The organism is Acinetobacter sp. ANC 7912, assembly GCF_039862785.1.
GTDB classification, from domain to species: Bacteria; Pseudomonadota; Gammaproteobacteria; order Pseudomonadales; family Moraxellaceae; genus Acinetobacter; species Acinetobacter thermotolerans.
The window spans coordinates 1,291,036-1,304,353 of record NZ_CP156795.1; the positions used below are offsets into that span (position 1 = coordinate 1,291,036).

Genomic DNA, 13,318 nt, shown 5'->3' on the forward strand with positions numbered 1-13,318 from the left:
AGAAATCCCTTTAAGAAAAGTATGTGATAAAGATCGGAGAATTTTTGAATATGTACAAATTGTTATTTATCATTGTTTGTTCTGTTTTGTCTGTTTCATCGTTTGCAGGGGGGACTGCACAAGTTACATCTCAATATTTATTAGAGGAACTACAAGGCCGCTATGCTTTAGATTGTTCAAAAAATAAAGCTCATGATTTATCCTATGTTATTGGAGATAAAAGTATTTTTCGCTTAATTTCTGCCAAACGGAAACATGCTTTATTAAAGTCTATTGAGAAAAGCAGCACAAAATCTTTTGAGGGCTATCAATATTTGAAAACCGCCAAATATCAAGGTTTTACTGTTGATTTTTATCAAAAGGATAAGCAAAACTGGGCACGAGTTAAAAATACCAGCATCGTAAATTTTTACGGCCCTAAAACCAGTAAATTGCTGATGCAATGTAAAACGAATATCCAAGCATAATTTTGTTAAAAATTAACCAATAAAAGACCAGTAAAGCTGGTCTTTTTTATGCAACATAAAAATATCCCGAAGAAAAAGACATGAAAACTTTATGAATAATAATGCTTAGGTTAAGATGAGCCATCCTTTTAATTGAAGTCTTTTGAACAGCTATGCAACCATTTGTTCTATATAACTCAGAGCAACGCAAAAAAGTAGAATTCGTGCCGCGTAAGGAAGGTCATATTGACATGTACGTCTGTGGTATGACGGTCTATGACTACTGTCATATCGGACATGCGCGTGTTATGGTTGCATTTGACTATATTATCCGTTTCCTGCGCAGTCAGGGCTGGAAAGTCAAGTATGTCCGTAATATTACTGACATTGATGATAAAATTATTAAACGTGCCAATGAAAACGGCGAAAGCATTACAGCACTGACTGACCGTTTTATTCAAGCCATGAATGAAGATGCGGAAAGTCTGGGATGTTTACATCCTGATGAAGCGCCACGTGCGACTGAATATATCCAGCAAATGCAGAATATGATTGGCACTTTGGTGGATAATGGGACGGCATATCCTGCATCAAATGGTGATGTCTATTTTCAAGTTGAAAAATTTGCCCAATATGGTCGCCTATCTGGTCGTAAACTGGAAGATATGCAGGCCGGTGCATCTGAACGTATCGATGTTGAAGTCGAGAAAAAGCATCCATTCGACTTCGTATTATGGAAACATGCCAAAGAAAATGAACCGTTCTGGGCTTCACCTTGGGGCAACGGTCGTCCAGGTTGGCACATCGAATGTTCTGCCATGTCGACCTGCTGTCTGGGTAATCATTTTGATATTCATGGTGGCGGTTCTGACCTGACTTTCCCGCACCATGAAAATGAAATTGCACAATCAGAAGCTTCAACAGGTGAACAGTATGTGAATTACTGGATGCATGTCGGCTTCATTAATGTCGATGGCGAGAAAATGTCGAAGTCTCTCGGCAACTTCTTCACTATTCGTGATGTTATGGAGAAATTCCATCCTGAAGTCATCCGTTATTTCATCGTATCTTCACACTACCGTAGCCCGGTCAACTTCTCTGATATTGCACTCAAAGAAGCAAAAACTGCATTGTCACGTTTCTATCATTCATTTAAAGCTTATCAAGCTGTTTATGGTGACAAACTGGTTGATACTTTAGATGAAGCCTTGGTTGAACGTTTCAATGCTGCCATGCGCGATGACTTCAATACTGCAGAAGCAATTGCTGTTCTTTTTGAAGTCAACAAAGAACTCAATCGGGCGGTAAAAGAAGAAAATGCTGAACAGGCTGTGATTTATTATTCAACTTTACGTTATCTGACTAATATTCTGGGGCTGGTGCAACACCCTGTAGATGATTTCCTGAAATCTGATATTGGCCAGGAAGCTTTAGGCCTGACTGAAGAACAGATCGAAGATTTGATCCAGCAACGTAAAGATGCCAAGAAAGAGAAAAACTTTGCCCGTGCTGATGAAATCCGTCAGTCTTTGCTGGATCAAGGCATTGTGCTGGAAGATACCCGTCAAGGCACCGTATGGCGTCGTGCTGATTAATTCAGCAGTTGCTCATCTAGAGAGTTGACACTGACAGGAAACTCTCTATAATGCTCCCCATAACGCGGGAATAGCTCAGTTGGTAGAGCACAACCTTGCCAAGGTTGGGGTCGCGAGTTCGAGTCTCGTTTCCCGCTCCAAGATTTAAAAAACCTTAATCAAATAATGATTAAGGTTTTTTTTTGTCTTAAATTAATTTGTTTTTAACTATACCTTAATCCTAATCACGAATTGTTATCTTTAAATAATTATGGAGACGAGTTAACTAAAAAGTGGTGAAATTTTGGTAAAAGCATCACATTTAAAAACATGCTATTTGCATGCTTATGCTAAAATTGCGAAAATTATTTCTTTGAAATGAGAATTTTCTCTAAGCTTAGAGCAGGTAAGCAGACATTGAATCAAGAAAATAAAGCGAATCCCGTCGATTTCCAGAAAGCAGCATTAGAAACACTGCGTATTGAAGAACACGCGTTACAAGTTTTAGCCACTCAGATAGATGAACGTTTTAGCCAAGCCTGTGAAATTATTTTGCAGTGTAAAGGTCGCCTGGTGGTGACCGGTATGGGGAAATCTGGGCATATTGGTCGTAAAATGGCTGCGACTTTTGCCTCAACGGGTACACCGTCTTTCTTTATGCATCCAGGTGAAGCTGGGCATGGTGATCTGGGGATGCTAGTCGCTGGTGATGTGCTCATCGCGATTTCCAATTCAGGTAAAAGCGATGAAATCATGATGTTGATGCCATTGATCAAGTATCTGGGCGTGCCGTTAATCACCATTAGTGGTGATGCTAGCGGACCAATGCCACAAAATGCGGATGTCGCTTTGACTTTAGGTAATATTCAGGAAGCTTGTCCATTGGGTTTAGCGCCGACTTCATCGACAACTGCAACACTTGCGCTAGGTGATGCGTTGGCAGTCGCTTTGCTTGAAGCACGTGGATTTACTTCTGATGATTTTGCCCGTTCACATCCTGCTGGTGCATTGGGTAAACGTTTGCTTTTGCATGTCAAACATTTGATGCATAAAGGTAAAGAATTGCCAAAAGTATTACCTGATACACCGATGAACAAAGTGCTTTATGAAATTACTGATAAGCGTCTAGGTTTAACTACGGTTGTTGATGAAAATGATGTACTACTCGGTATTTTTACCGATGGTGACTTACGTCGTTTGCTCGATAAACAACAAGGCTTTGATGTGAATCTGCCAGTGCGTGAAGTGATGATTCCTAATCCGCAGACGATTTCTAAAGAAGAACGTGCAGTTGTAGCCTTAGAGCGTATGAATGAGCGCAAGATTAACCAATTTGTCGTTGTAGATGATGCCAATAAATTGATTGGTGTAATTAGTATGCATGACCTAATTCAGGCCGGGGTAAATTAAGAAAATGGCATCTTATGTGTTATTAGAACAAGCACGTCATATGAAAGCATTGGTGCTTGATGTGGATGGTATTCTGAGTGATGGTTTTATCACCTTGACTAATAGCGGAGATGAAATCAAAAACTTTGATATCCGTGATGGTCTGGGCATGAAACTGGTGCAACAGGCCGGATTAAAAGTCATCATCATTACTGGTCGTAAAAGCAATATCGTTGAAAAACGTATGTCTGACCTCGGTGTTGATCTGGTGTATCAGGGACGTGAAGATAAAGGCGTCGCATTGCGTGAAGCCTGTGCACAATTAGATCTGGATCCGGAAGACTGTTTGTATATGGGCGATGACTGGCCTGATCTGTCTGCTTTTGCGATTGCAGGTATGAAAGTCACTGTACCAAATGGTCATGTGGAAGTACGTCGTCGTGCCGATCTGGTAACCCAAGCAATGGGTGGCCGTGGAGCTGTTCGTGAAATCTGTGACATGCTGCTGATGTCCAAAGGTGTTTACGAAGAATTACTTGAAAAGTTTATTCGTGCGCCATATTAATTACTTAAAGGTTTTGGGTTAAAACACCGCTTATGGATACTAAAGTTTTATATGTAACCGCGATTACTCTCGCAGCGATAAGTGGTGGTTATTACTATTACAGCGGAAGTGGCAAGAAACTTGAAGTGGATGCTGGTAGTAGCATGAAATCAACCGCTGAAAATGTAAATTTGACTCAAACCAATGAACAAGGCCAACTGACTGTCCGTGCCAAAGTAGACCGACTTGAGCAGGATATGCAGAAGCAGACATCAAAACTCGAGAATTTGAATGCTTCGATGTATAAAGATGGCAAAGTGGATGCCACCTTTACTGCCCATCTTGCCAATGGCTATGAAGACAATACTAGAGTGGTACTTTCACAAGGTGTGAAAGCAACTAAAATGCTTCAAAATGGCCAACTTCAACTTGTGACTAATGAGCTAACGGGTTTTCCTAAAACGCGGGAAATAGAAACAGACAAAACTGTACAGGTAAGCTCGCCACAGGCCGAGTTTATCAGTCAGGGATTGAAGGCTAATCTTAATGACGGCCAATACGAATTTTTTAATATTCGAGGAAAGTATGAACCCAATTCTTAAACCGCAAATGATGACTACTTTCCTGAAACGAACTGCACTTGCTGGTCTGCTAGGTGTGTGCTCAGTCTCTGCTTTTGCACTGCCTTCAGACCGTCAGCAACCGATTACCTTGGTTGCAGACCGTGCGACCTTTAATGAACGTACCGGTGTAACGACCTATACAGGTAATGTGATCATTGAACAGGGCACCATGAAGCTACAGGCCAATTCCATTGTTGCAAACTTGAATAGCAAGAAGGAAATTAGTTCTATTACAGCCAATGGTAGTCCTGCACGATTCCAGCAAAAGGTTGATGCGAATAAAGGCCTTGCCAAAGGTCATGCAAATAAAATTGTCTACAACGCTGACTCCGGGATTATCACACTAACTGGTAATGCTTTCCTAGAACAGGATGGTGCCAGCATCCGAGGTAATACACTACGCTATAGCATGAACAAAGGTGACATTGAAGCTGTTGGTACACCGAACAAGACTGGTTCATCTTCTGGTCGTGTTCAGATCGTGATTCCGCCTTCGAGTTCAAAATCTTTCCCGGGAGCACGTGATTAATGACACAGCCACAGCAAGTGCAAACCCTTACGATCAAGCATCTGGCAAAAAACTACAGTAAACGTTGGGTAGTCAAGGACGTGTCCTTTAGTATGCAAAGTGGACAGATTGTTGGTCTACTTGGTCCTAATGGTGCGGGTAAAACCACTAGTTTCTATATGGTCGTTGGCTTGGTACGGATGGACAAAGGTGAAATCCATTTAGATGACTTGGATCTGTCTGATTTAGCCATGCATGAACGTGCCCGCAAAGGGATAGGTTATCTACCTCAGGAAGCCTCGATTTTCCGTAAGTTAACGATTGCAGAAAATATCATGGCAATTCTGGAAACCCGTAAGGATTTGACCAAAGCGCAGCGTCAGCAGCGTCTGGCTGAATTATTAGCAGACTTTAAGATTACCCATATCAAAGATTCTCTCGGAATGAGTGTGTCTGGTGGTGAACGTCGACGTGCTGAAATTGCGCGTGCACTGGCAGCTGATCCAAAATTTATGTTACTGGATGAGCCTTTTGCCGGGGTCGACCCAATTTCAGTAGGAGATATCAAGGATATTATTATGACCTTGAAAGATCGCGGGATTGGTGTATTGATTACCGACCATAATGTGCGTGAAACATTGGCAATCTGTGAACATGCTTATATTGTAAGTGAAGGCGCAGTGATCGCAGAAGGCACGGCACAAGAAATCCTGAGTAATGAAACGGTTAGAAAAGTCTATTTGGGTGATGATTTTACCGTATAAGTAGGATTTTTCTGGTATGAATCCCACACTTTCGGCCCGAATGTCGTAGTGTGGGATTTTTTCGTCTAATACATTTTAAAATCATTCACCTTTAAAATGTTTTAATATATTGTTAGTCAAAAATACGACATCCTCATCATGCGATTGCAAGCAAAAAAATTTAAAAAAAATCGGGGAAACTTACAGGGTAAAAAAAGGGCATTTCTTGCATTACTTTTGCCTTTGCAAATTTCACCGGTTTATGCGGCTGATTCTCAAAACGTTTATTTTGATGGATTTAAACAGGGCGTAAGCAAGCTGTTTACACCGACTCCTGAAAAGTCTGCTCATACGGTTGATATTAGCGAATTAAGTAATTTTCAGCTGGATACGTCTCGTGTCCAGGAATTACCCTCAATAGGCAGGCCATCTTCGATGACACCGCAGCCTTATGCCCTCGTTGCGGGAATACCCCGACGCATGAATCTGAAAGAAGCTGTACTTACCGCAGTACAGCGCCGACCAGAAATTGCGCAGAGTATTTCGTCACTGTCTTCGCAAGCGGCGAATATTGATGTTGCGAAAGCAGGATATTATCCCCAAATTTCTGGTGGGATGAGTACAGCTGACTTAACCAAGGGTGAACGTGGTCGGCAACTGCTTTCTTTAAATGCGACTCAGCTGCTTTATGATTTTGGTAAGGTGAAATCCAGTGTCACTACCGAAGAGGCCAAGCTAGCTGAAGAACAGGCACGGGTACTGGTCAGTCTGGATCAGGTTGCACTGGAAGTTGCCGATGCGATTGTGAATATTAAGCGTTATCAGGAAATCACCAAGATTGCCGAGCAGCAAAAGCAGGGAATTGCTCGCATTGCCGAGATTGCCAATCTGCGTGCCAAAGCCGGTATCAGCAGTCAGGCCGACCCAATTCAGGCCCAATCTAACCTGGAAGCGGCCGAGAATAACCTGATCGTGCAACAGACCCAGCTACGTCAGTATCAACAGAAACTACGGACCTTACTTGGTTTTGATGTTTCAAATATTGAGTGGGAAATTCCAGATAGTATCGTGCAACAGGCAGGGCTGTATGAGGAGCCGGAATTTACCAAGATTCCTTCCTTGATGCTGGCTTATGCAGGGGTGGAAGTGGCCAAATCCCAAAAAGAACAGGCCAAACTGAGTGCTTATCCAACCATTAATCTGAAAGGTAGTCTTAGCCAGGCAGTGAATGGTCGAAATCCGAATAATAATGAAGATGATGGTCTGTATAATTCTGTGATGATTGAAGCGACCAGTAATTTCTATCAGGGTGGTTCGATTAAATCCCAGACCCGTGCGGCCAGTTATGCTGAAGAAGCTGCGCGTGCACAGGTGAGTACCGCCTATCTGGATGTGGTCGATCAGGTACGTCTGATTCGGGAACAGATTGAAAATAAACAGCGACAGATGAATATTCTGGCACAGCGCCGTGCAACCACGGTTCGGACCAAAGAGCTGTATCAAGAACAATATAAATTGGGCACTCGAACCGTGGTGGACTTATTAAACGCAGAACAGGCGATTCACAGTGCAGCACAGGAAATCGAAACTGCGCGCTACGATATTTATTCCGCCATTGTTCAGTACATTCAGGTTACTGGTCGTACCCGTGATCTGTATGACCTTAACCGTATTTCTATTCAGGGGTTTGAAGTACAGCCATGAGTAATACTATAAATTATCAGCCGTGGCTTCAGGCGGTGCTGAATATTGCCAAGCATTATCGTATCGAGCCATCTGAAGAAAGGATCCGGTTACAACTAGAATGGAACCAGCATCAAAATGTCGATGAACTGCTTAAGGTGGTAGCACGTCAGATTGGTCTGAATGTACGTAAAAACAAGTTTGATGCCAGCTTACTCAGTCCATGGAAACTACCGGTTCTGATCGAATTCGATAGCGGTGAAGTCGGGGTTATCGAGCGGATCGACAGTGAAGGCAATGCCAGCGTACAGATGAGTGGCGATCAGGGATTGTCACAGGTCTTTACTTTAGAACGCCTACAGGAAGGCGCAAAAAATCTGTATGTGCTGCGTCCTGAATCTTCGGTACCGGATGCGCGTGTCGATGAATATATCAAGCCATTCGAGAAAAACTGGTTCTGGTCGATTGTACTGAAAGACTGGAAACGTTATATCGATGTGATGTTCGCTTCATTGATTGCCAATATTCTGGCACTGGCAACTATCGTGTTCTCGATGAACGTATATGACCGGGTGATTCCATCACAATCCATTCCAACACTGTGGGTATTGGCGAGTGGTGTCTTACTGGCTGCAATCTTTGAGTTTACCTTGCGCGTATCACGGATTTACCTGTCCGATATTATTGGTAAACGCGCGGATTTGCGTATTTCAGATCGGGTGTTTGGTCATGCACTGCGGATTAAAAATAAAGAGCGTTCCAAGTCGACAGGTAGTTTTATTTCTCAGATTCGTGAGCTGGAAGGTGTGCGTGAACTGGTGACCTCAACCACGGTGACAGCAATTGCTGATCTGCCATTCTTTTTCCTGTTCCTGGGCATTTTTTGGCTGATTGGTGGCAAGCTGTTCTGGGTAATGCTCTTGGTCGTGCCATTAATGATCTTGCCGGGCATTTTGGCACAGAAAAAACTGGCGCAACTGGCGCAGATGGGGATGCGTGAATCTTCCATTCGTAATGCCTTGCTGGTTGAAGCAGTGCAGGGCATTGAAGATATCAAACTGCTACGTGCGGAATCACGTTTCCAGAACCAGTGGAATCATATGAATGAAGTGTCTGCCGATGTCAGCATGCAGCAACGCAAAATTGTGGGCTTGATGACGGCTTGGACGCAGAAAATTCAGGGTCTGACTTTTGCCATTGTGGTATTGGTGGGGTGTTTTGCCGTTATGGATGGTGAGATGACCACCGGTGCACTGGTGGCATGTTCGATCCTGTCATCCCGTATGTTGGCACCAATCTCGCAAATCACAGGTGTTTTGGGGCGTTTCCAGCAGGCCAAAGTAGCCAAACAAGGTCTGGATGAGCTGATGAAAAAGCCAGTCGATCAGCCGGATTATTCGCATCTTATTCACCGCCCATTTATTGAAGGTCATTATGACCTGAGTGGTGTGGTATTCAAATATGGTGAAGATGATCCAAAACCAACATTGGTGATTCCAAAACTGGAAATCAAACCGGGCGAAAAAATTGCCATTTTGGGCCGTAACGGTGCTGGTAAATCAACGTTGTTGCAACTGCTATCAGGTATGCAAACACCAGTCCAAGGCAAGGTCAAACTGGATGGGATCGACCTGAACCTGATTGATCCGGCAGATGTACGTCGTGATATGGGCCTACTCAATCAGGGTTCACAACTGTTCTATGGCACCATTCGTGAAAACCTGACTTTGGGTGCGCCTCTGGCAACCGACCAGCAGATTCTGGAAGCACTACAACTGACTGGTGCACTTGGCTTTGTGCAGGAGAAAAAAGAAGGTCTGGATCATGTCATTCTAGAGGGTGGTGTTGGCTTCTCTGGAGGTCAACGTCAGGCCTTGTTGTTGGCCCGTTTGTTGATCCGTCAGCCACGTATCCTGTTACTGGATGAACCCACTGCAGCGATTGATGATGTGACTGAAAAATTGTTAATCGACAATCTGAAGAATTACCTGATTGGCCGGACCATGGTGGTGGCAACACACCGTCGTGCAGTACTGGAACTGGTAGACCGTATCATTGTGGTGAATGATGGCAAGATTGTGATGGATGGCCCGCGTGACCAGATTCTGAATCAGTCTCAAGGTGGAGTAAAACGTGCAGCGGGAGCAAACGCATGAGTGAACAACAGGAATTAAAACGTTCAACCAAAGTCAGCTTCCAGGAACCACCACTGCCAAAATCGAGTCTGGTGATCTGGATTATCGGGATTGGTTTGCTGATTCTGCTGGCCTGGGCATGGCTGTTCAAGCTGGAAGAAGTTTCTACGGGGACCGGTAAAGTGATCCCATCATCCAAAGAACAGGTGATTCAGTCGCTGGAAGGCGGGATTCTGACCAAGCTGAATGTCAAAGAGGGTAAGATTGTCGAGCAAGGTGAAATTTTGGCTCAGCTAGATCCAACCCGCTTTGAATCCAATGTCGGTGAATCCGAATCGCTGCTCATTTCATCCCGTGCAACAGCAGCGCGTTTACGTGCAGAAGTCACCGGTGCGCCGTTGTCGTTCCCACCAGAAGTGCTAAAAGAGCCGAAACTGGTGGCTGAAGAAACTGCACTGTACAAATCACGTCGTGCCAATCTGGAAGAATCATTGTCGGGTCTGAAACATGCACTGGTATTGGTGCAACAGGAACTGGCGATGACTGAGCCGCTGGTGGCAAAGGGGGCAGCCAGTGAAGTGGAAGTACTGCGTCTGAAACGTGAAGCCAATGACCTGCAAAATCAGATGAACGATGTACGAAATCAATATTACGTCAAAGCCCGTGAAGAACTGGCCAAAGCCAATACCGATGTTGAAACCCAGCAACAAGTGGTGCGTGGTAAATCTGACACTCTGAAACGGACTATTTTCAAATCACCTGTACGTGGCGTAGTCAAAGAAATTGACGTAATGACCTTAGGTGGCGTAATTCCACAAAATGGCAAGCTGATGACCATTGTGCCGCTGGATGAAAAATTGCTGGTAGAAGCACGTATTTCACCACGTGACATCGCTTTTATCCGTCCGGATCAGGAAGCTTTAGTGAAAATCACTGCCTATGACTATTCGATTTATGGTGGTCTGAAAGGTAAGGTGACCGTAATTTCACCTGATACTCTACGCGATGAGGTAAAACAGGATCAGTTCTATTACCGCGTCTATATCCGTACCGATAGTGACAAGTTGACCAATAAAACCGGTCAGGAGTTCAATATCACCCCTGGTATGGTGGCAACGGTGGATATCCGTACCGGTGAAAAAACCGTGCTGGATTACCTGATTAAGCCATTCAATAAGGCTAAGGAAGCGTTGCGCGAACGTTAATCCGAATCATCATTGTTTAAAATTAAGCCTCTATGAATAGAGGCTTTTTTTATTTCTGGAAGTAAACACGTTATACTGCGCCGGTGTGATGTTAGTGTTTGAATCCCATGCCGTTTACCATTTCCAGTTTGGTTAGCTTTGAAGAAGAGATCAAGAAAAGCCGCTTTCAGGCTTTTGCCACGCCGGTTGAATCCGAGCAGGATGTCAGAGATTTTCTGGAAGCCTATCATGATCCAAGCACGACGCATCAATGCTGGGCCTGGAAAATTGGACACAATGTCCGTTTTAATGATGATGGTGAACCTTCAGGTACGGCGGGCCGACCGATTCTGGCCACGATTGAAGGCAATGAGCTGACCAATGTGCTAGTATTAGTCAATCGATGGTTTGGTGGCGTCAAATTGGGAACTGGTGGCTTGGTGCGGGCTTATGGTGGCTGTGCAGGTCAGTGTCTGCTGCTGGCAGAAAAAATTGAGCTGATTGAAAAGAGAAAAGTCATATTCCGCTGTAATTTCAGTGAATGGGCGATTTTCCAGTACGAACTGAACCAGCAACAGATTGATTATCAGGAAGACTATACGACTGACGGCGTTGAAGTGACAGCACAAATGCAGAAACATCAGATCAAACCGTTTGCGCTGAAAATTCAGGATGTCACCCGTGGCCGTGAAGCCCTAAAAATCATGGATGAACCGCAAGATGACTGAACAGGACCCATTACTGAAATACCGAGAGCAGCATAAGCACCGGCTGAATTATATGCCATGGCTGTACTGGTCATTAAAGCCGAAAAACCGACTCTGGGCAGAACAGTGGCAACGCGAATATCAGGATTATCTGCGCGAAATGGAAACGGTGGAAATTGGTGAAAACTGCTTTATTTCACCACTGGCACATATTTTTGCCGAGCCTGGCCGTAAGATTGTGATTGGTAATAATACCTTTGTTGCTGCGGATTGTACCTTGCATGGACCACTGGAAATCGGCAATGAAGTTGCGATTAACCATCACTGTATCCTGGATGGTGGAAGAGTCGGCATCAAGCTGCATGATCAGGTGCGGATCGCTGCTTATTGTCATCTGTATGCTTTTGATCATGGTATGGAACTGGAACAGCCGATTTACAAGCAGCCAGTACGGTCTAAAGGGATTGAGATTGGCCGGGATGTCTGGCTGGGTGCGCATGTCGGTATCAAAGACGGAGTAAAAATTGCCGATCAAGCTGTGGTTGGGATGAATAGCATGGTCACTAAAGATGTAGGTGAACGTATGATTGTGGCAGGTAATCCGGTCCGATTTATCCGTTATCGAGAATAAATGATCTTAACAGGGATAGTGAGGTTGGTGTCAAAAATGAAAATTCACTCCAAGTATATCACATAAAAATTAACATAATTCAAATCCATAGCTACAGAATTCGCTGCACATTTGTCAAATGCTATGCTAACTTAAAAATATCTAAGAATTTTTATTATAAAAGAGAGGCTGAACATGAAACGTGTCATTGCCTGCATTGATTCTTCTCCGTGCATTAATGCGATTGCGGAAGCGGCTGCATGGATTGCCAAGCAGACCCATCGAGAACTGGTGTTATTACAGGTGCTGGACTATTACCCAGCTAGTTACCATTTGGGGGAAATTAGCGGGGTCATCGGTTTTGAAAGCAATGCCATGTTGCTGAAAGAATTGGCTGAGCTGGAACAAAAACAGAGTGAATTAGCACTGGATTATAGTAATAATCTGTTACGACATATTTCCGATCAAATTAAAGAAAAGCACGGACTGAATACTATTCATATTCAGGAGAAAGGGGATTTTCTGGAGCAGAGTTTCCAGATTTTGCGACCAGAGGACATTGTCGTGATTGGTCGTCTGGGTGAACGTTCAGCCGAAAAGAACAAGCCGATGGGCACCAATGTCGAAAACTTTATCCGTGGGGCTAATTGTACAGTGATGACAGTGGGTGAAAACTTTAAGCCACCAACACGCTTTATCTTCGCCTATGAATATTCACCGACCTGTATCAAGATGATGAAACGCATTGCTGAAAGTGATTTGCTGCGTTTACTGCAATGTCATCTGCTCTATGTCGGTGATCATGCGGAAATCCTCAATGAACCGCTGCAATACCTAAAACAGGCCGGCCTGGATGTGGTGCCTGAGTACCGTTATGGCGATGTTGCAGAAAATATCCTGTCTTACCAGCAGGAACAAGGCATTCAACTGATTGTGCTCGGAGCATTCAGTCATAGCAAGATTCACCAGTTCTTCCTCGGCAGTATTGCCACAACGATTTTCCGGAATTCCAAAGTGCCATTACTGGTGGCCAAGTAGATAAGAGCTAAGCACAAAGAAAATTTTGAAATTAAAGAGGTTGTGACCAGGCATACGAGTATTGAAAAAATGCAGCTAAAAGAAAAAAATTAAAGCTCGTTACAATTCTGTTTTAAAAATAATCAGAGTTATCC

At 43.9% G+C, this 13,318-nt stretch carries 13 protein-coding genes and 1 tRNA gene; all 14 read left to right on the forward strand.

Features of this window, described 5'->3' with window-relative positions:
* Positions 1 to 50: 50 nt before the first annotated feature.
* The gene (locus ABEF84_RS06355; RefSeq protein ID WP_404798974.1) at positions 51 to 467 is read left to right on the forward strand and encodes a hypothetical protein; all 417 of its coding nucleotides are present in this window, start codon (positions 51 to 53) and stop codon (positions 465 to 467) included.
* A 152-nt stretch (positions 468 to 619) separates the two neighbouring features.
* Positions 620 to 2,041, forward strand: coding sequence for a cysteine--tRNA ligase (cysS, locus tag ABEF84_RS06360; RefSeq protein WP_347473806.1), 1,422 nt, complete (start codon positions 620 to 622; stop codon positions 2,039 to 2,041).
* A gap of 64 nt (positions 2,042 to 2,105) precedes the next feature.
* Positions 2,106 to 2,181, forward strand: a tRNA-Gly gene (locus ABEF84_RS06365).
* A gap of 217 nt (positions 2,182 to 2,398) precedes the next feature.
* Positions 2,399 to 3,430: a KpsF/GutQ family sugar-phosphate isomerase gene (locus tag ABEF84_RS06370; protein ID WP_347473807.1), complete on the forward strand. Its 1,032-nt coding sequence runs from the start codon at positions 2,399 to 2,401 to the stop codon at positions 3,428 to 3,430.
* 4 nt (positions 3,431 to 3,434) lie between these two features.
* Positions 3,435 to 3,974: an HAD-IIIA family hydrolase gene (locus tag ABEF84_RS06375; protein WP_347454325.1), complete on the forward strand. Its 540-nt coding sequence runs from the start codon at positions 3,435 to 3,437 to the stop codon at positions 3,972 to 3,974.
* Positions 3,975 to 4,006: 32 nt separating this feature from the next.
* Positions 4,007 to 4,555 (forward strand): LPS export ABC transporter periplasmic protein LptC, encoded by a 549-nt coding sequence (lptC, locus tag ABEF84_RS06380; RefSeq protein WP_347453920.1) that lies wholly within the window; start codon positions 4,007 to 4,009, stop codon positions 4,553 to 4,555.
* Entirely contained in the window at positions 4,539 to 5,105 is a 567-nt protein-coding gene (gene lptA / locus ABEF84_RS06385) for a lipopolysaccharide transport periplasmic protein LptA (RefSeq protein ID WP_347453921.1), read from the forward strand. Before lptC ends, lptA begins: the two co-directional genes overlap by 17 nt.
* On the forward strand, positions 5,105 to 5,848 hold the full coding sequence (lptB, locus tag ABEF84_RS06390) for an LPS export ABC transporter ATP-binding protein (protein WP_347453922.1): 744 nt from the start codon (positions 5,105 to 5,107) through the stop codon (positions 5,846 to 5,848). Before lptA ends, lptB begins: the two co-directional genes overlap by 1 nt.
* Before the next feature lie 138 nt (positions 5,849 to 5,986).
* A complete protein-coding gene (locus ABEF84_RS06395) occupies positions 5,987 to 7,531 on the forward strand; it encodes a TolC family outer membrane protein (protein ID WP_347453923.1) in 1,545 nt (514 codons plus the stop codon).
* Complete coding sequence (locus ABEF84_RS06400) at positions 7,528 to 9,666, forward strand: type I secretion system permease/ATPase (RefSeq protein WP_347453924.1); 2,139 nt, start codon at positions 7,528 to 7,530, stop codon at positions 9,664 to 9,666. The genes ABEF84_RS06395 and ABEF84_RS06400 overlap by 4 nt, the downstream gene beginning before the upstream one ends.
* On the forward strand, positions 9,663 to 10,850 hold the full coding sequence (locus ABEF84_RS06405; protein WP_347456807.1) for an HlyD family efflux transporter periplasmic adaptor subunit: 1,188 nt from the start codon (positions 9,663 to 9,665) through the stop codon (positions 10,848 to 10,850). Before ABEF84_RS06400 ends, ABEF84_RS06405 begins: the two co-directional genes overlap by 4 nt.
* 107 nt (positions 10,851 to 10,957) lie before the next feature.
* Entirely contained in the window at positions 10,958 to 11,557 is a 600-nt protein-coding gene (locus tag ABEF84_RS06410; protein WP_347456808.1) for a YigZ family protein, read from the forward strand.
* Positions 11,550 to 12,167: an acyltransferase gene (locus ABEF84_RS06415; protein ID WP_347456809.1), complete on the forward strand. Its 618-nt coding sequence runs from the start codon at positions 11,550 to 11,552 to the stop codon at positions 12,165 to 12,167. Before ABEF84_RS06410 ends, ABEF84_RS06415 begins: the two co-directional genes overlap by 8 nt.
* 174 nt (positions 12,168 to 12,341) lie before the next feature.
* Positions 12,342 to 13,184, forward strand: a complete 843-nt coding sequence (locus tag ABEF84_RS06420; RefSeq protein WP_034582516.1) for a universal stress protein — start codon at positions 12,342 to 12,344, stop codon at positions 13,182 to 13,184.
* The last annotated feature ends 134 nt before the right edge of the window (positions 13,185 to 13,318 follow it).